The sequence below is a fragment of the Stenotrophomonas sp. FBCC-B152 genome (assembly GCF_059134105.1).
This window is the reverse complement of sequence record NZ_CP101442.1, coordinates 1,228,635-1,249,499: the sequence shown is the minus strand read 5'-3', so window position 1 is coordinate 1,249,499 and position 20,865 is coordinate 1,228,635. Positions and strand designations below refer to the sequence as shown.

17 protein-coding genes are annotated in these 20,865 nt (G+C 67.2%); 3 read left to right on the top strand and 14 right to left on the bottom strand.

Going from position 1 to position 20,865, the window contains the following annotated elements:
• Positions 1-13: 13 nt before the first annotated feature.
• The 4 genes from NMB40_RS06110 to NMB40_RS06095 all read right to left on the bottom strand — a co-directional run bounded on the left by NMB40_RS06110 (position 14) and on the right by NMB40_RS06095 (position 5,603).
• Positions 14-3,184 carry an efflux RND transporter permease subunit gene (locus tag NMB40_RS06110; RefSeq protein ID WP_282245131.1) on the bottom strand — a complete coding sequence of 1,057 codons (3,171 nt, stop codon included), beginning with the start codon at positions 3,182-3,184 and terminating at the stop codon, positions 14-16.
• Positions 3,185-3,312: 128 nt separating this feature from the next.
• Positions 3,313-4,515 (bottom strand): efflux RND transporter periplasmic adaptor subunit, encoded by a 1,203-nt coding sequence (locus NMB40_RS06105; RefSeq protein ID WP_494360460.1) that lies wholly within the window; start codon positions 4,513-4,515, stop codon positions 3,313-3,315.
• Positions 4,516-4,608: 93 nt separating this feature from the next.
• Positions 4,609-5,379, bottom strand: a complete 771-nt coding sequence (locus tag NMB40_RS06100) for an SDR family NAD(P)-dependent oxidoreductase (protein ID WP_282245136.1) — start codon at positions 5,377-5,379, stop codon at positions 4,609-4,611.
• Entirely contained in the window at positions 5,376-5,603 is a 228-nt protein-coding gene (locus tag NMB40_RS06095) for a hypothetical protein (RefSeq protein ID WP_070206429.1), read from the bottom strand. The genes NMB40_RS06100 and NMB40_RS06095 overlap by 4 nt, the downstream gene beginning before the upstream one ends.
• Before the next feature lie 141 nt (positions 5,604-5,744).
• Between NMB40_RS06095 and NMB40_RS06090 the strand changes: the two genes are divergently transcribed.
• Positions 5,745-6,767, top strand: coding sequence for a LysR family transcriptional regulator (locus NMB40_RS06090; RefSeq protein WP_282245138.1), 1,023 nt, complete (start codon positions 5,745-5,747; stop codon positions 6,765-6,767).
• Between the two features lie 77 nt (positions 6,768-6,844).
• On the opposite strand, the gene NMB40_RS06085 is transcribed toward NMB40_RS06090, so the two are convergent.
• Together NMB40_RS06085 and NMB40_RS06080 are read right to left on the bottom strand one after the other, a co-directional pair.
• On the bottom strand, positions 6,845-7,540 hold the full coding sequence (locus tag NMB40_RS06085) for a YiaD family glycine zipper/OmpA-like lipoprotein (protein ID WP_282245139.1): 696 nt from the start codon (positions 7,538-7,540) through the stop codon (positions 6,845-6,847).
• A gap of 117 nt (positions 7,541-7,657) precedes the next feature.
• Entirely contained in the window at positions 7,658-9,067 is a 1,410-nt protein-coding gene (locus tag NMB40_RS06080) for a cryptochrome/photolyase family protein (RefSeq protein ID WP_494360459.1), read from the bottom strand.
• Between the two features lie 149 nt (positions 9,068-9,216).
• Between NMB40_RS06080 and NMB40_RS06075 the strand changes: the two genes are divergently transcribed.
• Positions 9,217-10,293 carry a catalase family protein gene (locus NMB40_RS06075; RefSeq protein ID WP_494360458.1) on the top strand — a complete coding sequence of 359 codons (1,077 nt, stop codon included), beginning with the start codon at positions 9,217-9,219 and terminating at the stop codon, positions 10,291-10,293.
• On the opposite strand, the gene NMB40_RS06070 is transcribed toward NMB40_RS06075, so the two are convergent.
• Genes NMB40_RS06070 through NMB40_RS06060 form a run of 3 tightly spaced genes read right to left on the bottom strand, consistent with a single transcriptional unit; the run spans position 10,262 to position 12,829 of the window.
• Complete coding sequence (locus NMB40_RS06070) at positions 10,262-11,299, bottom strand: NAD-dependent epimerase/dehydratase family protein (protein ID WP_494360457.1); 1,038 nt, start codon at positions 11,297-11,299, stop codon at positions 10,262-10,264. The two genes, NMB40_RS06075 and NMB40_RS06070, sit on opposite strands and share 32 nt — an antisense overlap.
• 8 nt (positions 11,300-11,307) lie before the next feature.
• Complete coding sequence (locus NMB40_RS06065; protein ID WP_494360456.1) at positions 11,308-11,880, bottom strand: TetR/AcrR family transcriptional regulator; 573 nt, start codon at positions 11,878-11,880, stop codon at positions 11,308-11,310.
• Between the two features lie 55 nt (positions 11,881-11,935).
• Positions 11,936-12,829, bottom strand: coding sequence for an AraC family transcriptional regulator (locus NMB40_RS06060; RefSeq protein WP_494360455.1), 894 nt, complete (start codon positions 12,827-12,829; stop codon positions 11,936-11,938).
• Positions 12,830-12,942: 113 nt separating this feature from the next.
• Between NMB40_RS06060 and NMB40_RS06055 the strand changes: the two genes are divergently transcribed.
• The gene (locus tag NMB40_RS06055; protein WP_494360454.1) at positions 12,943-13,719 is read left to right on the top strand and encodes an SDR family NAD(P)-dependent oxidoreductase; all 777 of its coding nucleotides are present in this window, start codon (positions 12,943-12,945) and stop codon (positions 13,717-13,719) included.
• A gap of 40 nt (positions 13,720-13,759) precedes the next feature.
• Here the strand turns inward: NMB40_RS06055 and NMB40_RS06050 are convergent, their stop codons facing one another.
• The 5 genes from NMB40_RS06050 to NMB40_RS06030 form a co-directional block, all read right to left on the bottom strand.
• On the bottom strand, positions 13,760-15,019 hold the full coding sequence (locus NMB40_RS06050) for an amidohydrolase family protein (protein WP_494360453.1): 1,260 nt from the start codon (positions 15,017-15,019) through the stop codon (positions 13,760-13,762).
• Between the two features lie 90 nt (positions 15,020-15,109).
• Positions 15,110-15,745 (bottom strand): inorganic diphosphatase, encoded by a 636-nt coding sequence (locus NMB40_RS06045; RefSeq protein WP_494360452.1) that lies wholly within the window; start codon positions 15,743-15,745, stop codon positions 15,110-15,112.
• Between the two features lie 8 nt (positions 15,746-15,753).
• Entirely contained in the window at positions 15,754-17,094 is a 1,341-nt protein-coding gene (locus NMB40_RS06040) for a purple acid phosphatase family protein (protein ID WP_494361047.1), read from the bottom strand.
• A gap of 35 nt (positions 17,095-17,129) precedes the next feature.
• Positions 17,130-18,242: a phytase gene (locus NMB40_RS06035; protein ID WP_494360451.1), complete on the bottom strand. Its 1,113-nt coding sequence runs from the start codon at positions 18,240-18,242 to the stop codon at positions 17,130-17,132.
• A complete protein-coding gene (locus tag NMB40_RS06030; RefSeq protein ID WP_494360450.1) occupies positions 18,242-20,791 on the bottom strand; it encodes a TonB-dependent receptor in 2,550 nt (849 codons plus the stop codon). Before NMB40_RS06030 ends, NMB40_RS06035 begins: the two co-directional genes overlap by 1 nt.
• Positions 20,792-20,865: the final 74 nt, after the last annotated feature.

Here is a 20,865-nt window from a genome sequence, read left to right as displayed (position 1 = left end):
GTAGGGGTCAGGATCAATGGTGGAGAGTGGATTCGCCGTGGGCGACCAGCTTGCCGCCGCCGTTGCGGCTGACGAACTTGCGCAGGGCCACGTAGAACACCGGGGTCAGGAACAGGCCGAACAGGGTCACACCGAGCATGCCGGCGAACACGGTGATACCGGTCACCGAGCGCACCTCCGCACCGGCGCCGTGCGAGAGCACCAGCGGGATGGTGCCGGCGATGAACGCGATGGAGGTCATCACGATCGGGCGCAGACGCAGGCGGCAGGCTTCCAGCGCGGCTTCCACGATCCCCTTGCCGCCCATTTCCAGTTCGCGGGCGAATTCGACGATCAGGATCGCGTTCTTGCACGCCAGGCCCATCAGCACCACCAGGCCGACCTGCACGAACACGTTGTTGTCACCGCCGGTCAACCATACGCCGAACAGGGCCGACAGCAGCGTCATCGGCACGATCAGGATCACCGCCAGCGGCAGCGACCAGCTCTCATACAGCGCGGCCAGCACCAGGAACGCCAGCAGGATCGCCACCGGGAACACGATGAAGGCGGCCTTGCCCTGGGTGGCCTGCTGGTAGCTCAGGTCGGTCCATTCGGTGGTCATGCCGACCGGCAGCACCTTGGCGGCGATTTCGGTCAGGTTGTTCATCGCTTCGGCCGACGACAGCAGGCGCGGGTCGGCTTCACCGGCCAGGTCCGCGGCGGGGTAGCCGTTGAAGCGCAGCACCGGGTCCGGGCCGTAGGTTTCCTTGATGGTCACCATCGAACCGATCGGCACCATCTCGCCACGGTCGTTGCGGGTACGCAGCTTGCCGATGTCTTCCACGCTGTTGCGGAACTGGCCGTCGGCCTGCGCGATCACCTGCCAGGTACGCCCGAACTCGTTGAAGTCGTTGACGTAGGACGAACCCAGGTAGGTCTGCAGGGTGTCGAACAGCTCGGTGAGCTGCACGCCCTGGGCCTTGGCCTTGACCCGGTCCACTTCAGCATCCAGCTGCGGCACGTTGGCCTGGTAGCTGGTGATCGGGAAGGCCATGCCCGGGGTCTGCGCCACCGCACCCTGCATCTGGCTCACCGCCGTCTGCAACGCACCGTAGCCCAGGTTGCCGCGGTCTTCGATGAACATCTGGTAGCCGTTGCCGTTGCCCAGGCCCAGGATCGGCGGCGGCATCATCGCGAAGGCGAAGCCTTCCTGCAGCCCGGCGATCTTCTGGTTGATCTCGGCGTTGATCTGCGCGGCAGTGCGACCATGGCGCTCGTTGAACGGCTTGAGCGGAATGAACGCCACGCCGGTGTTGGGCGTGTTGGTGAACTGCAGCGCGTTCAGGCCCGGGAACGAAATGGTGTGCGCCACGCCCTCGGTTTCCTGGGCGATCTTTGCGACCTTGCGCAGCATTTCATCGGTACGGGCAATGGACGAGCCTTCCGGCAGCTTCACACCGGCGATCAGGTACAGCTTGTCCTGGGTCGGGATGAAGCCCGGCGGCACCACCTTGAAGATGAAACCGGTGGCGACCAGCAGCACCGCGTACACCACGAACACCGCGCCACGACGACCGAGGATCTTGGACACGCCGCGCTCGTACTTTTCCGAGCTGGACTTGAAGAAGCGGTTGAACGGACGGAACACCCAGCCGAACAGGCGGTCGATGATCCGGGTCGGCGCATCCTTGGCCGCGTCGTGCGGCTTGAGCAGGCGGGCCGCCAGCGCCGGCGACAGGGTCAGCGAGTTGATCGCCGAGATCACCGTGGAGATGGCGATGGTGACGGCGAACTGCTTGTAGAACTGGCCGGTCACCCCGGACAGGAACGCCATCGGCACGAACACCGCACACAGCACCAGCGCGATCGCGATGATCGGCCCGGACACTTCCTTCATGGCCTGGTGCGCCGCGGCAAGCGGAGTCAGGCCTTCTTCGATGTTGCGCTCAACATTCTCCACCACCACGATCGCGTCATCGACCACGATGCCGATCGCCAGCACCAGCCCGAACAGGCTCAGCGTGTTGATGGAGAAGCCCAGCACGTACAGCGCGGCAAACGTACCCACGATGGACACCGGCACGGCGATCAGCGGAATGATCGAGGCACGCCAGGTCTGCAGGAACAGGATCACCACCAGCACCACCAGCGCGATGGCTTCCAGCAGCGTGGAGACCACCGCCTTGATCGAGTCGCGCACGAAGATGGTGGTGTCGTACACCGCTTCGTACTTGACGTCGTCCGGGAAGGTCTTCTGCATCTCGTCCATCGTGCCGATCACCGCATCGCGGATCTCCAGCGCGTTGGCACCCGGGGCCTGGAAGATACCGATGCCCACCGCGTTCTTGCCATCCAGCTGCGAACGCAGGGTGTAATCGCCGGCGCCCAGTTCCACACGGGCCACATCGGACAGGCGCACCACTTCACCATCGACACCGGCCTTGAGCACGATGTCGCCGAACTCCTGCTCGCTGCGCAGGCGGCCTTGGGCGTTGATCAGGGTCAGGAACTGGCTGTTGGGCATCGGCTCGGCGCCGAGCTGGCCGGCCGAGACCTGCACGTTCTGCTCGCGCATGGCGCGCACCACGTCGCTCGCGGTCAGGCCGCGCGCGGCGACCTTGTCCGGGTCCAGCCAGGCGCGCATGGCGTAATCGCCGCCACCGAAGATCTGCGCATCACCCACGCCCTGGATGCGCGCCAGCGCGTCCTTGACATGCAGGCGGGCGTAGTTGCGCAGGTACAGGGTGTCGTACTTGCCCTTCGGCGAGGTCAGGTGCACCACCATCAGGAAGGTGGGCGACTGCTTCTGGGTGGTCACACCCTGCCGCCGCACATCTTCCGGCAGGCGCGCCTGCGCCTGGGCGACGCGGTTCTGCACCTTCACCGCCGCATCGTCCGGGTCGGTGCCCGGGCGGAAGGTGATGGTCATCTGCAGCACGCCATCCGAACCGGCCACCGACTTGAGGTACATCATGCCCTCAACGCCGTTGATCGCCTCTTCCAGCGGGGTGGCCACGGTTTCGGCGATCACCTTCGGGTTCGCACCCGGGTACACGGTGCGCACCACCACCGACGGCGGCACCACTTCGGGGTACTCGCCGATCGGCAGCATCGGTATGGAGATCAGGCCGGCGGCGAAGATCACGATCGACAGCACCGCCGCGAAAATCGGCCTGTCGATGAAGAAACGGGAAAAGTCCATTAGGGGATTCCTGGGTTTTCACCAACGCCGGCGTGCAGCACCCCTGCCGCTGTCGAGGACGACAGCGGGAGCGGTGCCCCACGGGGCGTTGAAAGACACGGTAGAGCCGACCGTTGGCCGGCTGCTCTTTAGTTCAATGCAACAGGTGCGGCCGCCGCAGCCGGCTGCATCGCAACCGCCTTGGCCTGCACCGGCATCCCCGGCATGAAGACCTTCTGCACGCCATCGATGATCACCCGGTCGCCGGCGGCCAGACCCTGCTGCACGATGCGCAGGCCTTCGGCGGTACGGCCCAGCTGGATGTCGCGGCGCTGCGCCTTGCCTTCCTTGTCGACCACGTACACGTACTTGCGGTCCTGGTCGGTGAGCACGGCCTTGTCGTCGATCAGCATGGCCTGGAACTCGCCGCTGCCCAGCAGCTGCACGCGGGCGAACAGGCCCGGGGTGAAGGCGCGGTCGGCGTTGTCCAGCAATGCACGCACGCGGATGGTGCCGGTGCTGCGGGTGACCTGGTTGTCCAGGAAGTCGACGTTGCCCGCGTGCGGGAAGCCTTCTTCACCGGACAGGCCGACCTTCACCGGCAGCTCGCTGTCGCGCTCGCTCGGGCGTTCGCCCTTGCGTGCCATCTGCGCGTACCGCAGGAAAGTGCCCTCGTCGGCATCGAAGTACACGAACACCGTGTCCAGCGACACCAGCGTGGTCAGCACGCTGGCGCTGTCACCGGCGGTGACCAGGTTGCCGGCGGTGACCATCGCGCGGCCGGCACGGCCGTCGATCGGCGCACGCACCTTGGTGAATTCCAGGTTCAGGGCCGCTGCATCCAACGCCGCCTGCGCGGCCTGCACGTTGGCACCGGCCTGGTCGGCGGCGGCACGGCGCTGCTCCCAGGATTCGGTGGAGATGGCCTGCTGCTCGGACAGCTTTTTGGCGCGCTCGGACTCGCTGCGGGCGACGGTGGCCTGGGTGCGCGCGCGGGTGAGTTCGGCACGGGCGCGGTCGTACTCGGCCTGGTAGCTGCGCGCGTCGATGGTGAAGAGCACATCGCCCTTCTTCACTTCATCGCCTTCGACGTAGTTGACCTTGTCGATGTAGCCGGACACGCGCGGGCGCAGTTCGACGCTCTGCACCGCCTCGACGCGGCCGCTGAAGTCGTCCCACTGGCTGACCGGCTTGACCAGCACCGGCGCGGCGCTGACCTGCGGCGGCGGCGGGCCGGCGGTTTCGGCCTGGCTGCCGCTGCATGCGGTCAGCACGGCGGCCGCCAGGATCGACACGCCGGCCATGGCCAGCCGTCGGGAGAAGCGATGCGGAGTGGAATTGGAGGAAGTCATGGAATGCATCCGTACGTAGGGGTGGTCAAAGAAAAACAAAATCGCGTTGTACTGCGTGGGGGCGGCAGCTTGGGACCTGAACCTAGGTAAAGGTCAAGCGACACCTGCAATGTCGCGCCAGGCGGGAGGCCGGTCCAGTTGCAGCAGTCCACGCGGAAGTTCCGCATCGCGGGTGTCGCAGCGCACGATGGCGCGGTTGTCGACGCAGTTGTCGAGCAGGGAAACCACGCGGCGGCCAACCAGCAGCGCGCTCGGCCATTCGATGCACGCGTTGGCGGCGTTGGTGGGCGTGCACACCGGGTTGCACACTTCCAGCATCTGCGCGCGCACGCCCAGCGCCTGCGCTTCCTGGTGCAGCACCTGCGCGTACATGCGTGTGGCGGCGCCGGTGATGGAGCTTTCGCCATAGCCGGCCCACGGCTTGAAGCCGGCCGGGCTGCCCACCAGCACATAACGGCGCGGGTGGCCTTCACTCTGCAGCAGCGGCAGCAGGCGGCGCCCGGCGTGCACGTGCGGCATCATGTCGGCCTGCAGCGCCTGCAGCAGCGCATCGCCGCTGCGGTCGATGACCCGGCCGCGGTTGTAAGGGCCGCCCATTGCATCGATGACTGCGGCCAGCGTGCGCGGCCGCTGCGCGATGCGCTCGGCCAGCGCCTGCGCCGAACCATCGTCGGCGAGCGAGCCCAACAGCGTTTCCAGCCCCGGCTCATCGGCGAACTGCTCGCGCAGCGCCTCAAGCCGGCCCGGGTCGCGGCCGACCACCAGGACCGGGCTGCCGGCCTCCAGCAGCGCAGCCACGATGCCCTGCCCGACGCTGCCGGTGCCGCCAAGCACCAGCACTTCGGGGGCCAGTGTCCCGTTCATGGGACTTTAACTCCCGTCGCCGGGATAATCCCAATTCGGCCCAGTCGGCCGCCGTTGCGGGCGCCCAAGCGCAGGCTGCCGCCGCGCTGCAGGTTGGCGGGCGGGGTGAACTCGCGGAAAGCCTTGCCGGAGAAGGCCGAGGGGCGCTTTTCAACGGTCAGGGCCAGGTCCAGCGAGGGCGTGCGGCCGCCGATGACGCGGCCTAGAATGTTCTGCAACCACATGGTTGGCGTCCTCCAATTCGGGAATGGCGCCAGATTAGTCCTCGAACTCCCCCTTGATTAGTCCGAATTAAGGGGAATAATCGTCCCGTACCCGGCACAATCTTTCGGGCACCCTACCCATCCCCCGATATGGACTCCGTCATGGCCCACGATCTCAACGACACGCTGATCTTCGTCAAGGTGGTCGAGCAAGGCAGCTTCATTGCCGCTGCCAATGCGCTCGGCCTGCCCAAGACCACCGTCAGCCGCAAGGTCCAGGAACTGGAAACGCGGCTGGGCGCACGCCTGCTGCACCGGACCACGCGCCGGCTGGGCCTGACCGAGGCAGGCTCGGTGTACCACGAGCATTGCCAGCGCATCGCGCGCGAGCTGGAAGAAGCCGAAGGCGCGGTCAACCAGCTGCAGTCCGGCCCACGCGGCTGGCTGCGTTTCACCGTGCCCTATTCGATCGGCATCACCTGGATCGCACCGCTGCTGGGGCAGTTCCACGCCCAGTACCCGGAGATCCAGCTGGACATGCACCTGGGCAACGAAAAGCTGGACCTGATCGCGGGCGAAGCGGACCTCGCGCTGCGCGTGGGTGCCCTGCCCGATTCCAACCTGGTGGCGCGCAAGCTGGGCAGCCTGCGCACGCAGGTGTTCGCCAGCCCGGCCTACATCGAACGCTACGGCGAGCCGCTGCACCCGGACGAACTGCAGTTCCACCGCATCCTGGCGATGCGCAAGGCACGCAACCTCAACAACAACCGGTTCTTCTGGCAGCTGGGCGAGAACGGCGGCGACCTGCGCGATTTCCCGGTCAATCCGCTGCTGGTGGCCAATGATCCGTCGGCGTTGAACGGTGCGCTGGTCTGCGGCGAGGGACTGCTGCTCACCGGCGATGTGATGGCCAAGCCGTTCATCGAATCGGGCATGGTGCGCCGCGTGCTGGCGGGCTGGACCGGCCCGGAAGTGGATTTCAACGCGGTGTTTGCCGGCGGCCGGCTGGTGTCGCCGAAGGTGCGCGCGTTCGTGGATTTCCTGGTCGAAAAGCTCAACTTCGACGCCAACTACATGCTGGCGCAGTGCCCGGCGGCGAAGCTGGCCAAGCAGCAGCAGAAGGAAGCCGAAGCGGAGCTGCAGGAGACCGGGAAGCGGATCCTGGAGACGGTGACGGCGGGTTGATCCAACCCGTCCGCGCAATGAAAAATGCCGCCTTTCCAGGCGGCATTTTTTTATCGCGAAAGTGCGCGGTGCTTCCGTTACTGGGTGAGCGGGATCACGCGGATCTCCACGCGGCGGTTCTTGGCGCGGCCGGCATCGGTGCTGTTGTCGGCGATGGGATAGGCCTTGCCGGCACCCAGCGTCTCCATGCGCACGCGATCCACGCCCTGCCCGGCCAGGTAGGCAGCCACCGAATCGGCGCGCTCCTTGGACAACTTGTTGTTCACCGCATCGCTGCCGATGCTGTCGGTGTGGCCGACCACTTCGATCATGGTCTGGTTGTATTCGGTAAGCGTCGCGGCCACGCCGTTGAGCGCACCGTAGAACTGCGGCTTCAGCGCGGACTTGCCGAAGTCGAAGGTCACGCCATCGGGCAGGCTCAGCACGATGTTGTCGCCCTGGCGCTGCACGTCGATGCCGGTATTGGCAGTACGCTCGCGCAGCTGCCGTTCCTGCTTGTTCTGATACGCACCCACGCCGGCGCCGGCCAGTGCACCGATACCTGCACCCACCATCGCGTGCTGGCGACGCTCGGTCGCGCTGTCACCGGTCAGCAGGCCGGCGGCCACGCCGATGGCGGTACCGATCAGCGCATTGCGGCCGGTGCGGCTCTGCTGCTCGGTCGGGTTGCCGTACTGGTCACTCTGCACGTAGGAGCCACCGGTGGCGCAGGCCGACAGGGCGGCAGCGGTCATCAGGGCCAGGGCCACGTTGCGGGGTGCGGATCGAATCATGGTGTTCTCCTTGGATGCCGTCTGACGGCGTGCGGACGGCCAGAAGGATAAACACGCAGATGCGATGCCGGCATGATGAACACGCACGGATTCGGCATTTCGTTCAGGTTTCGGGCATCAGCCGGTGTGCCGATACGCGGCCAACGCCGCCTCGCGGCCGGCCGCCAGATCCACCAGTGGCACCGCCGGATAGCCCGGTGCCAGCTCGGCCAACAACGACGGCGACTGCCACGGTGCGAAGCGCGCCTTCACCGGCAGCGGCGCCAGCTCGGGCACCCAGCGGGTGATGTAACGCGCATGCGGATCGAATTTCTGCGACTGCGTGACCGGGTTGAAGATGCGGAAATACGGCGCCGCATCCGCACCGGTACCGGCGACCCACTGCCAGCCCATGGTGTTGTTGGCCAGGTCCGCATCCACCAGCGTGTCCCAGAACCAGCGGGCGCCGTGCAGCCAGTGCTGGCGCATGTGCTTGCACAGGAAGCTGGCCACGATCATCCGCACGCGGTTGTGCATGTAGCCGGTGGCCCACAGTTCGCGCAGCCCCGCGTCTACGATCGGCACGCCGGTCCGCCCCTGCTGCCAGGCCTGCATCTGCGTCGCATTCGGCTCGGCCCAGCGGAAGTTCGCGAAACGCGGGTTGAGGTTCTGTTCCGGGGTCTGCGGGAAGTGGTGCAGCAGGTGGTAAGAGAACTCACGCCAGCCCAGCTCGCGGATGTAGCCATCGATATCGGCATCGCGGCTGGCGCTGCGCTCCGCTTCCAGCCGTCGCACGATCTGCCACGGCGAGACTTCGCCGAAGTGCAGGTGCGGCGACAGCAGCGACGTGCCTACCCGGTCCGGCAGGTCGCGCTGCTGGCGGTAACCGTTCAATGCACCGTCAATGAACACCGACAGCGCTTCCTGCGCGCCAGCTTCGCCGGGCTGCCAGTGCTCCCAGAACTGCTTGTCCCAGTCCAGCGTCGGCGCCAGTCCCAAGGTGTCCAGTGCCACGCCTGTCGCAGCGTGCGCCGGCAGGGTCTGCGGCAGCCGGGCGGCCGCCGGAATGTTCATGCGGGTCAGCGCGTTGCGCCAGAACGGGGTGAATACCTTGTACGGCCCGCCCTGCAGCGTGGCGATGTCCCATGGCTCGAACATCAGGCTGCCGTTGCAGCTGTTTGCATCGATGCCCTGCCCGCGCAGCTCGCGCTTGATCCGGGCGTCGCGCGGTTGCGTGGCCGGTTCGTACTTGCGGTTCCAGTACACCGCCTCGGCGCCGGTTTCTTCGATCAGCGCCTGCAGCTGCGCCTGGCTGTCACCCTGGCGCAGCACCAGCGCCGACCCGCGCGCGCGCAGGTCCGCATCCAGCGCGGCCAACGAGCGGTGCAGCCACGCGTTCGACGCACCGCCCGGCGCCCATGCGCCCTCCTCGTCCGGCGCGTGGATGTAGACCGGCACCGGGAGATGCCCCGCCTCCAGCGCGGCCTGCAGCGCCGGGTTGTCCTGAAGACGCAGATCACGGCGGAACCAGACCAGAGCTACCGACACAAGCACCGCCTACGCTGAAAGAGAGCCACATGATAGCGATGCCGGGTGAAGGCGCTGCACGCGCCCTTCGCATCGCCGCGATGCTGTCTGCACCGCCCCTGCACGGGTCACGCGGGAAGGTGGCCCCTCTTCCTGCGGATGTCATCGCCATGCCTGCGCTCCTCCCTGCTGTTGCCTACTCGGTCAACGTTGAACATGCCGACGCGGACGAACAGGCCACCATCGCCGAACTGGCCAAGGTGTTCACCGACATGGCCCAGGTGGTGGCCAACCACGAAGGCCACGCGCACCGCGCGGTGCATGCCAAGGGGCACGCGCTGCTGCGCGGGCGTTTCCGCGTGCTGGAGGGGCTGTCGCCCGAGCTGAGCCAGGGCCTGTTTGCCGCACCCGGTGAGTACGACGCCCTGGTGCGGTTGTCCTCGCCACCGGCCGAACAGCTGCCCGATACCGTCTCCACGCCGCGCGCGATGGCCGTCAAGATCATCGACGTCCCGGGTGCGCGCGTGGAGGGCGGCGACGAACTGCACAGCCAGGACTTCCTGATGGTGAATGGACCGGCGTTCAACACGCCCGGCATCAGCGGTTTCCTCCGCTCGGCGAAGCTGCTGGCTGCCACCACCGAGCGCATGCCGCGCACCAAGCAGGTGCTGTCGGCCACGCTGCGCGGCACCGAGGCAGCGCTGGAAGCCGTCGGCGGGCAAAGCGCCACGCTCAAGGCGCTGGGCGGCGAACCGCAGCATCACCCGTTGGGTGAGACCTTCTTTACCCAGGTGCCATTCCGCTATGGCGCGTACATCGCCAAGTTCTCCTGGGTGCCGGTATCCCCGGCGTTGAAGGCGCTGACCGGCGAGCCGCTGGAATCGGCTCCGGACACGCAACGCGAGGCGGTTGCTACGTTCTTCGCCCAGCCGGGTGCCGTGGCCGAATGGGAGCTGCGGGTGCAGCTGTGCCGCGACCTGGAGAAGATGCCGATTGAAGACGCGTCGGTGGTGTGGCCTGAAGCGCTCAGCCCGTACCTGCCCGTCGGTCGTCTGTTGGTCGAAGCCCAGGCCTCCTGGAGTGCAGACGCCGAATCGAGCGAAGACCAGCTGGCCTTCGCCCCGTGGCATGCCCTGGCGGCGCATCGGCCGCTGGGCAACCTCAACCGCGCACGTCGCGTGGTAATGGCGGCCTCGCGTGAATTCCGTTCAACGTTCAACCGTTGCCCGATCCACGAACCGACGTAGAGCCACGCCCCGCGTGGCTGGGCGTTTCCCGCAGAACGCGCAGTTCGTCCAGCCCCTGTTGGCGCGTGATCACGTCGCGATATCCCAGCTCCTGGCGCGCCTTCCTGGTCTCCAGGGTCACCTCGACCGCGGAGGCAGCGAACTGCTGGCGGGTCAGCGGCCCGCGCAGGCGACCACCACTGACCGCCGCCAGTCCATCGCCTGCGTTGGCCAGCAACCACAGCAACGGGCGCGGAGCACTGCGTTCGGGCACTGCCATGCCCTGGGTGTCCAGCAGCGCCGTGATGAAGCTGCGGAACTGGACGGGCTGCTGGTCGGCGATGAAGTACACCTCTCCCGGCCGCGCGTGCGTGAGGGCGGCAAGTACCGCTTCGCACAGGTTGGCGATGTGCGTGGTGGAGGTCAGGTAGTGGCCGCCGGAAATCCAGGCGAACTGGCCTGACCGCACCGCTTCGCACAGTTGCGGAAGCGCAGTGGTGTCGTCGCGTCCCCATACGAAGCGGGGGCGCAGCACGCTGACCGAGAGTCGCTCGCCGTTGGCGGCCAGCGCGATCTGCTCCGCCGCAGCCTTGGAGCGTGAGTACCCACCAATGGCCCTGCGCGGCAGTGGCGCGCGCTCATCCACCGCGACCAGCGCGCGCCCCGTGGCCAGCACCGATTCGGTGCTGAGCAGCAGCAACCGGGTGACGCCGGCCTGCTGCGCCGCCCGCACCACCTGCCGGGTACCGTCGACATTGATCCGGCGCTGCCGTTCGCCGCCCGCCACGTGATCGGTGTCCGCGGCGGCGTGGACGACCACATCGCACCCCTGCATGCCGGCTGCCAGCGCTTCGTCGAGCAGCTCTCCGCGGTATGCGCGTGCGCCACGCTGTTCAACCACGCCTGCCGCCGCATCACTGCGGGCAAGCGCAACCACTTCGCAGCCGCGACGGGTGAAGGCCTCGATCAGGTTTCGACCGACGTAGCCGCTGCCGCCGGTGAGGAAAATACGCTGGGATACAGACATGGGGACTCCTACGGCCGTGGCTGCGCCGCATGCGGGCGCTGCTCCACCAGCCAGGCGATATCGCTCAGCAGCTGTGCGCGCTGCTGTTCGGGGAAACGGTGGTAGTCAAGCGATTCGAGCAGCTTCAGGCCTTCCAGCGCCAGGTATGCCAGCATCGCGCCACGCGGCTGCTGCGCGCTCGATTCGATCGCGTCAATGACCTCGCGTTGATGCGCCTGGAAGGGCGCACGCAGGCTGGAATCGCTGGCCATGGCCGCCACCAGGCTCAGCGCCACGGGACGGAAGGGTTCGGGCAACGGCTGCGCCGCCGCCAACAGGCGCCCCCGGATCACCGGGCTGTCGTCGCCATCCAGCGCGTCGATGGCAGCCTGGTTGTGGGCGCTGTCGCGCTGCAGCGCGCGCATCACCACCGCTTGCACCAGTGCCGCCTTGTTGCGGTAGTCGTAGAGCACGCTGCCCTTGCTGATGCCGGCTTCCACGGCCACTGCATCAAGCGTCAGCCCGGGCACGCCAAGGCGCGCCACAACGCGCTCGGCGGCATCCAGCAATTGATTGGGATCGATGGTGCGGGGTCGAGCCATGCTGCCGTCCATTAATATCCGTCCGGTCGGATATTAATTCAGGTCCCGCACGCGATCAAGCGGTACCGTGCTCCTCTGTTCCTGCCTGAACGCTGTGGCGCGGGCTGTGCCCGAAGCAGCGCAGGTATTCCCGACTGAACTGCGACAGGCTTTCATAGCCCACGCTGAGCGCTGCACCGGTGAAATTCACCTCGTCGTTTTCCAGCAGGCGCTTTGCCTCCAGCAGCCTCAGCTGCTTCTGGAACTGCAACGGCGACAACGCAGTTACCGCGCGGAACTGGCGGTAGAACAACGACACCGACATGCTGCTTGCCGCCGCCAGCGCCTCGACCTGCAGCGGCTCGCGGAAATGGCGGCGCAGGTAAACAACAGCATCGGCAACGCGATGCAGTGCCCCTTCCGGGCGTGCCATGGCCGCCACATCCGCCGCGGTCGCGCCGGTAAGCAACCAATAGTTCAGCTCGCGCAGGAGGGTGGGCAACAGCACGTCCGCCTGCGCCAACGACGCCGCTTCAACAATCCGCGCCACGCAGTCCAGCACCGGTGGCGGCAAGACGTGCACGCACAGGCCTGGAAGCGCCCCTTTGGCAGACGGCATCGGATCGAGCCGGGCCAGGGTCTCCTGCAGCAACACCGGATCAAGTTCGATGGAAACGCCCATGAACGGTGCCGCCTTGCTGGCAACGAGCACCCTGCCACTTGCCGGCAGGGCGATCCGGGTCACCAGTGCCTCACCTGCGCGGTAATCGAGGCGTTGTTTCCCCACCAGCACCTGCTTGGCACCCTGCACCACCACGCCAAGCGCGGGCCGGTACAGCGCATGGCTGGGCATGCGCGCGTGAGGGGTGCTGGATACGATCACGCCTGGCAGCGGCGTGAGCACCTGGCCGCCTGTAGCCGGCGTTGCACGCAGCAGGGCTGCTACCGCCTTGTACAATCGCGCGATCATGCGCGGCCGTTCCGCGCATCTGCACGATCAGGCAAGAACGCTGCAGGAACCTGCAAGACCTGCGCATCGCCGGGGTCGATCATGCCGCCTCCTTCCTCGCAACAGGTTGTCTCATGCACAGGCATTCTCCCGATAGCGGCGCCCGCGTTGCGCTGGTCACCGGTGGCAACAAGGGAATCGGCCGCAGCATCGCGCAGCACCTGGCAGCACAGGGCTGGGATGTGATCTTAACGTACCGCACCGATCCCGATGCAGCACATGCCGCCCTCGCGGAGATCACCCGCATGGGCCAACGGGCGCTGGCGCTTGAATTGGATCTCACCGACAGCGCCAGCTTCCCTGCGTTCCAGGAAGTGGTGACTGCCTGGCTGCAGGAACGTGGAGGCAGGCGGCTGGAAGCGCTGGTCAACAATGCAGGCGCACATGCGCCGGCCCTGTTCGGCAGCATCCGCGCTGATGACATCGACCACCTGCATGCGCTCCATTTCAAAGGTCCGCTGCTGCTGAGCCAGACCCTGGCCCCGCACCTGGAAGATGGAGCCCGCATCGTCAATATCTCCACCAGCCTTACCCGGCATACAGCGCCAGGCAGCCTGGTGTATGCCTCCATGAAGGGCGCGATGGAGGTGATGACGCGCTACCTGGCACTGGAACTGGGTCCGCGCGGCATCACCGTCAATACGGTAGCGCCCGGGGCAACCGAGACCGACTTCTTCGGCGGCGCGGTGCGCGACAACCCGGACGTCAACCGCTATGTGAGCGACCACACCGCGCTGGGACGGCCCGGTCGCGCCGACGACATCGGCGCGATGGTCGCGGCGCTGGTGGGAACCGGCAATCACTGGGTCACCGCGCAGCGCATCGAGGTGGGCGGCGGGATGCTGTTGTAAGGCGCAGCCACGCACACAGGTTTGGAGGCGCGGCGTGGCGCTACGGAGCGTCGCGCTGGTGGATGATCCGGCCGTCGGCGATGGTCATGCGCACGTCGGCCAGCGCTTCCGGTGATTCTTGCGGGTCGCTGCCCAGCACCACCAGGTCGGCGGCGTAACCTTCCGCGATCCGTCCGCGCCCGGACGCCTGGCCGAAACGCTGCGCCGGGGCGGTGGTGAGGCTGGTGAGGATCTGCCGCCAGTCCATGCCGGCGCCGGCCATCAGGCGATATTCCAGCCGGGTGTCGTACACCTCGGTATAGCCAGCATCGGTGCCGAACAGCACCTGGCCACCCCCGGCGACCATGGCCTTGACCTGCTGCTGGGCGTTGCCGACGAAGCGCTGCACCACCGCGTCCGGCACCCCTTCCTGGCGCAGGTGGGCATCGAACAGCGACAGCGTCGGCACCAGCGCCACATCGTCCGCCTTCAGCCGTGCCACCAGCTCCGGCGCCCAGGGACCGGCGTCGGGCGCGGTGTGTGCGAGCACGTCCACGCCACTGGCCAACGCCACCTCCAGCCCCGCCATGTTGGTCGGGTGCGCGAAGGCAGGTTTTCCATGCGCATGCGCCGAGGCCACGGCTGCGCTGGCCACGTCCAACCGCATCGGCAGCACCCCCTGCTCGCCGCCGACGATGGCGCCGGTGAAGACCTTGACCCCATCGGCACCTGCGCTGATCTGCGCTTCTGCACGCTGGCGCGCTTCGTCCGGCGAAGCGACTTCCGCGCTGCGCGTACGGGTCTGCTCCCACAGGTCGCGCACGTAGATCGGCGTGCCATGTTCGGGATAGAACGGCATGTCCACGGTCAGCAGGCGCGGGCCGTGGACCTCGCCGCGCGCCATGCGTGCGCGCAGCGCGATGACGTCACCGGGCAATGAGCCGATATCGAACAACGTGGTGAAGCCCCATTGCCCGAAGCGCTGACGCAGCGCGGTTTCCAGCGCCCCGGCCTCCTGCCCTCCGGGCTGGTGGAACGGCGGCGACATCAGGTGCACATGGCTGTTCCAGAAGCCCGCGGTCACGGTGCTGCCGCGGGCGTCGATGACCTGCACGCCTTTCGGCAACGTCACCTTGTCGCGCGGGCCTACGGCGGCAATGCGTCCGTCACGGATCCAGACCGTGGCATCGTCGATGGCGGCCGCATCCGGCGAGGAAACCACCCGTGCGCCCACGATGGCGAGGTCCTGTGCGGCACATGTGCCCGACAACAGCAGGAGCGCGGCCGCAAGCGTGCGGGGGTTGAACGGCATCGATGACATAGCGTGCTCTCCTTGGCAGTGCCACCATCGTCGATGCCGGCGGCATTACCAAGAAGGGCCGGAAGTCAGGGTGCCCCCCGTCCGGGGCGTTCAGTCGCCCTTGGCGCGGCGCTGCTGGGCGTCGAAGCGCTCCATCGATTCGCGGATCAGCGCCTTCGCTTCGGCCGCGTTGCCCCAGCCGTTGAACTGCACCGGGTTGCGGCCTTCGGGCAGGTCCTTGTAGACGCGGAAGAACGCTTCGATGCGCTGGCGCTCGATCAGCGGCAGGTCCTGCAGGTCGCGGATGTTGGCGTAGGTCGGGTCGATCTTGTCAGTGGGCACGCCGATGACCTTCTCGTCGTGCTCGCCCTTGTCGACCATCTTCAGGTAGCCGATCGGCCGGAAGCGCACGATCACGCCCGGATGCAGCGGCTCGCGGGTCAACACCAGTGCATCCAGCGGGTCGTTGTCGCCGGCCAGGGTGCGCGGCATCGAGCCGTAGTTGGCCGGGTACGCGACCGGCATGGACTGGAAGCGGTCGACGTGGACAAGGCCGTCTTCCTTGATTTCGTACTTGGTGAAGCTTCCGGCCGGGATTTCCACGGCCAGATTGGCTTCCTCCGGCGCTTCCTTCGGCTGGGCGGCCAGGAAGGGGTGCAACACCGCGTTGCTGGCCAGGCTGGCGCCGGTGAGCAGCAGCAGCGCGGCGGCCAGGGCGATCAGGGGAAGCTTGGGTTTCGGGTTCATGGCAGTCCTTATTCCCAGCAGCGGTCGGCGCGACCCTTCAGGGTCTGGGTGCGCGTGCAGTCGCGCGGGGCGATGCGGCCCTCGGTGAGTTCGGTCTTGCGCTTGCTTCCATCGGCTTCCCGGTTGAGTTCGAAGCCGTCGTACAGGCGGCCGGTGACCGTGCGTGCTTCATAGCGCAGGTGCCGTGGATCGATCGTGAGCACCTGGTACAGCTGGGTGTCCTCACCGACCGGCGCCATCGTCGCGCGCGCTTCGTCGGACAGCCGGTACTGCTTCGGGCCGGCCACCGTGACCACGTACTGCGGGGTGGCCGCCTGCCCTTCGCCACGACGCCCGTAGGTGTGGTCGTGGCCCTGCAGCACCAGGTCCACGTTGTGGCGGCGCACCACCGGCAGCAGCACGTCACGCAGCTCGGCGTTCTCGCGGCCCTCGCGCGGCGAATAGAACGGCTGGTGCAGCAGCACGATGCTCCACGGCTGCGGGTTGTCCGCCAGCACCTTGTCCAGCCACGCCGCCTGCGCCTGGGCCGTGCCCAGGTCCAGCGCCGAGGTGCCGTCCAGCACGGCGATGCGAACGCCCTGGTAGTCGAACCAGTAGGTGCTGGTGGACGCGGCATCCACGCCGTTGCGCGGCAGGGCGAAGGTCACCGGCCAGTGCCGGCCCAGCACGCGGCGCTCCTGCGGGGTGTCCTCGAATTCCTCGAAGTACTCATGGTTGCCGATCGCCGGTGCCACTGCGGTTTCCTGCGGCAGCCAGCCGGCGGCAGCGAACCACTCGCCCCACTCGCTGTCGTCCACACCATCACCGCCACTCACCAGGTCACCGGCAAACAGCGTCAATCGCGCGTCCGGTGCGGCCTTGATGCCGGCACGCAGCACACGCGAGACGTGGCTGACGTTCTTGTTCTGGGTGTCGCCGAAGTACAGCAGGGTCAATGGCTGGTCGGCCCGCCCGGCGGTGCGCAGCTGGTTCCAGGCGCTCCAGGTCCCGTTACCCTGCACCCGCCACAGGTACAGCGTATCCGGCGCCAGGCCAGCGACGTCGGCACGGTGATGGTGCGAGGGGCCCAGTTCGGTGTCCAGCGTCGCGGTCACGGCGGTGACGCGCCTGGGCGTGCCGACATCGGGCGAGTCGCCTGCTACCACCCATTCCAGCAGCGGCGTGCTGACGCTGGTATCGGTACGCCACGCCACGGCGAAGCCGCGCGATGCGTCCTGCGCCGGCGATGCCACGATGCGGTCCGGGAAGCCGGTCGCCGCGTAATGCCGGTTGCCGATCGGCACCTGGGTGTTCGGTTCGGCCTTGCCCTCCGGCTTGGCCCAGCTGGACGCGCTGCCCAGCAGCAGCACTACCGCGAGCGCGCGGGCGCATGCATGGATACCGCTCACTTTGCACACTCCAGCGGCAGCGACAGCTGTCTGGCCACGCTGGCCCAGTCGAAGGCGACCACGCCCTGGTCGTCATGCACGGCGTACAGTGCGCCATGCGGGAAGCGCGGCGAGGCGGCCGTGCTCAGCCAGATGCCATCGGTATTGGCCACGGTATTGCCCTGGAACGCGCCGACATGTTTCAGCGTGTGGCGGTCGAACAGATGGAACACGCTGCGATCCTTGCCCTGTTCGGTGGTGATCCACCAGCCGTCCTTGCCGCAGGTGCGCAGCATCACGCCTTCGGCCTGGGCCTTGAACGCATCGCGGCCAAAGGTGGTGCCGCTGAACCTGCCTTCCAGCGTGTACACCTTGAATTCACTGGCGTAGGTCTCGTCTTCTTCGGCGATCAGCAGGCGGTCATTGGCCGGGTCGCCCCAGATCGATTCGACCACACGCAGCGCGCCGGCCTCGGAGGTGTCGCCGATGCTGGAGGTCAACGTCGCCTGCACCGTGCCGTCCTGCACCTGCACCGCATAGCGCCGCACGCGCTTGTCCAGCTCGGCCAGCGGCGGCAGCACGTCGTTGCCCTGCGCGTCTTCACCGGCGTCGTAGGAATCGGTCACGTACACGTCGTAACCGTTGGCCTGCTTGTTGACCCACAGCCCGTACGGCTTGCGCAGGTCGTCGGCGGCGAACGTGCCCAGCGGCGTGAACGACGGCAGCTGCAACACCTGCACGCGGTGGTTGTCGCGCTCCACGATCAGCACCAGGTCATCGACCACGGCGATGCCGTTGGGGCGGACGAACTGGCCCGGCGCGGTGCCGGTGCTGCCCACGTCGCGCAGGTGCGCGCCGGTCTGGCCGTCATAGACCACCAGCTTGTCGGTGGCCTTGGCGGTGGCGATCAGCCACACCTGCCCTTCCGGGCTGGTCCAGCTGGCCGGCGAGTCGATGTTGTCGGCAGGCGTCATCGGCGTGAGGAAGGCCTCGGCCACGGTCGCCACGTTACGGCCGGTGGTGGCTGCGGCGGCGTCCACGGCGGGCGCGGTCGGCGCGGGGGCGGCAGCCGGCTTGCAGCCGGCCAGCAGCGCCAGCGCAAGCAGGCCCAGTGCGGGGCGTGCGCGCATCACAGGGCCACCTTCAGGCCCAGCGCGTAGGTGCGGCCGTACTCTTCGTTCTGGAGCGTGCGCGAACGCACGCCCTGGTACAGCTCCAGCGGCTTGTCGAGCAGGTTCTGCGCTTCGAAGTACACGCTCACGTTGGACGTGATCTTGTAGTCCAGGCTGAAATCGAGCTGGGTATTGGGCGCCACGAAGATGTCGTAGGCGCGGCTGTCGCCCAGCGTATCCAGGTACTCGCTGCGGTAGACGGCGGCGATGCGGGTGCTGAAGCCGGCCTTCTCGTAACCCAGGTGTGCGCTGTACACGTGTTTGGAGGCACGCGGCAGGGTGAAGTCCTCGTCGGCACGGCCGTCCAGGCCCGGGTCGAAATCGGTCTCCAGCCAGGTGCCGCTGGCACCGACCAGCAAGCCATCCCAACCGGCCGGCAGGAAGCTGAGCTGCTGCTGCCAGTTGAACTCGGCGCCGTAGACCTTGGCCTTGTCGCCGTTGATCACGCGGGTGACGTCGAAGCCCGGGTATTCGGGATCGCTGTCGCTGACGGTGTTGACGATGTAGCCGTCGATCGACTTGTGGAACAGGCCCAGCGAGAGGATGCCGGTGCTGCCGATGTAGCGCTCGAACGACAGGTCCACGTTCTTGGATTCGTACGGATCCAGTTCCGGGTTGCCCAACCGCACTTCCTCGTCGCCGCGGTTGTAGCCGATGCGCGGCGCGATATCGCCGAACGACGGGCGCGACACGGTCTTGTTGGCAGCCGCGCGCAGCACCCAGTCGCTGCCCGCGTCATAGCGCAGGTGCAGGCCCGGCAGCACGTTGGTGTAGCTGCGGTCGGCGGTCAGCGGGGTCACGGTGTAGCTGCGGCCATTGGCGGCCACGTCGACCTGGTTGCCGGTGGCCTGGAACTGGGTGTTTTCCACGCGCACGCCGCCGATGATGCGCAGGTTGCCCACATCCCAGGTGCCCATGGCGTAGGTGGCGAAGATGTCTTCGCTGGCGGTGTAGTCCTCTTCCAGCGAGGTCATCGCATTGGCGCCGACATCCTGCGGGCGGGCGCTGTACTGGCTGCCGAACTGGGCCCAGTAGCGGCGCATCGCATCCGAACTCATGCCCTGGCCGAGGCTGCCGCCACGGTGGTCGGGCGTGGCGGCGGTCCAGTCCGACAACGCCACGTCCGGACCCACGCGCAGTTCGCGCTCGTCGGTGTCCACGTCACGGTCGCGCCAGCGGCCCAGCAGGCCGAACTTGTAGCTGCTGTTGTCGCCGTCGAAGCGGATGTTGACCTGGGCGCTGTGCTCCTTGTCGTCCACCCGCTTGGGCGAGATCACGAAGCGGTCGAAATCGTAGTTGCCGTTGTCCATCCAGCTGGCATCGCTGAGCGTGTAGCGCGGAATGCCGCTGTTCTGGTCCACGGTGGCGGCCAGGTCATCGCCGTTGTACTCGAAGCGCGCTTCCATCTCGTCGTTGACGCGTTCTTCGGTGCGGGTGTAACCGACCTTGTAATCCAGCACTGCGTTGGTCAGGCGGTTCTCGCCGCCCAGGCTGGCGGCGAAGGTGTTTTCCTTCTTGGTGCGGTAGCGCATGCGCTTCTGGATCGCATCGGCCGGCAGGTCATCGACGCGGAACTGGTTGTTGCCCAGCGCGGTGACCTCGCCATCGCCGAAGTTGAAGATGGTGCGCTGGCGGGTTTCGGCGTCATCGAACTGGCTGTACAGGGTGCGCAGGTAGTACTGGCTGTCTTCGTTGGGGCGCCAGTCGAAGTTGAGGTTGGCGCCGATGCGCTTGCGCTCGATCTCGTACTTGCGGTGCTGCAGGCTGTTGGCGAACAGCTCGTCTTCGCTGCCGCCGTCGAATTCGCCGTACTCGACTTCGCTGTTGTCGGACTCGAACTTGCGGTTCTGGTAGTTCACGCCCAGCGCCACGCCGAAGGTGTCGGCGAACACTTCGCTGTAGTTGAACGCGGCCTTGGGGCTGGTGTGGCCGGACAGGTCCTGGTGGCTGGCTTCGATCTTGCCACGCAGGCTGCGCCCGTCGCGGTCGAAGGCCGAGGCGGACTCGACCAGGATCGCGCCGCCGATGGCGTCGCCGGGCATGTCCGGGGTCGGCGACTTGACCACGCGCAGGCGTTCGGTCGAGTCGGAGGGAATCACGTCCAGCGGCGCGGCGCGGCTGGAATCTTCCGGGGTACCCACGGCGATGCCGTCGATGCTGACGCTGTTGAGGTTGGCATCCAGGCCGCGCACCACCACGAAGCGGCCCTCGCCCTGGTCACGGGTGACGCTGACGCCGGGCAGGCGCTGCAGCGATTCGGCCACGTTCTTGTCCGGGTAGACGCCCATGGCATCGGACGATACCGCGTCCTGGATGGCGTCGCTGCTGCGCTTGAGGTCAACCGCACGGGTCTGCGATTCCAGCTGCGGGCGCACTTCCACCCGGTCCAGTTCGGTGGCTGCCGCAGCGCCGGCGAGCTCCCCGCTCGCGGCGGCCACGGCAGGCGCGGTGGACAGGACGAGCAACGACAGGCTGATGGCCAGCCCCAACGGCGATTTGTTCTGCACGGCTTCCCCAACGGTGTAAAGATTGGGTCAGCACGGTATGTCCGGGAGATTGCATGAACGTGACACCGGTGGCG

Bases quoted from the DNA above. Each gene is read 5' to 3' on its own strand.
- NMB40_RS06070 (WP_494360457.1), bottom strand. From the start codon at position 11,299: ATGTCTGTATCCCAGCGTATTTTCCTCACCGGCGGCAGCGGCTACGTC.
- NMB40_RS06045 (WP_494360452.1), bottom strand. From the start codon at position 15,745: ATGAACCCGAAACCCAAGCTTCCCCTGATCGCCCTGGCCGCCGCGCTG.
- NMB40_RS06110 (WP_282245131.1), bottom strand. From the start codon at position 3,184: ATGGACTTTTCCCGTTTCTTCATCGACAGGCCGATTTTCGCGGCGGTG.
- NMB40_RS06075 (WP_494360458.1), top strand. From the start codon at position 9,217: ATGCCTGCGCTCCTCCCTGCTGTTGCCTACTCGGTCAACGTTGAACAT.
- NMB40_RS06065 (WP_494360456.1), bottom strand. From the start codon at position 11,880: ATGGCTCGACCCCGCACCATCGATCCCAATCAATTGCTGGATGCCGCC.
- NMB40_RS06055 (WP_494360454.1), top strand. From the start codon at position 12,943: ATGCACAGGCATTCTCCCGATAGCGGCGCCCGCGTTGCGCTGGTCACC.
- NMB40_RS06060 (WP_494360455.1), bottom strand. From the start codon at position 12,829: ATGATCGCGCGATTGTACAAGGCGGTAGCAGCCCTGCTGCGTGCAACG.
- NMB40_RS06095 (WP_070206429.1), bottom strand. From the start codon at position 5,603: ATGTGGTTGCAGAACATTCTAGGCCGCGTCATCGGCGGCCGCACGCCC.
- NMB40_RS06085 (WP_282245139.1), bottom strand. From the start codon at position 7,540: ATGATTCGATCCGCACCCCGCAACGTGGCCCTGGCCCTGATGACCGCT.
- NMB40_RS06100 (WP_282245136.1), bottom strand. From the start codon at position 5,379: ATGAACGGGACACTGGCCCCCGAAGTGCTGGTGCTTGGCGGCACCGGC.
- NMB40_RS06105 (WP_494360460.1), bottom strand. From the start codon at position 4,515: ATGACTTCCTCCAATTCCACTCCGCATCGCTTCTCCCGACGGCTGGCC.
- NMB40_RS06035 (WP_494360451.1), bottom strand. From the start codon at position 18,242: ATGCGCGCACGCCCCGCACTGGGCCTGCTTGCGCTGGCGCTGCTGGCC.
- NMB40_RS06050 (WP_494360453.1), bottom strand. From the start codon at position 15,019: ATGTCATCGATGCCGTTCAACCCCCGCACGCTTGCGGCCGCGCTCCTG.
- NMB40_RS06090 (WP_282245138.1), top strand. From the start codon at position 5,745: ATGGCCCACGATCTCAACGACACGCTGATCTTCGTCAAGGTGGTCGAG.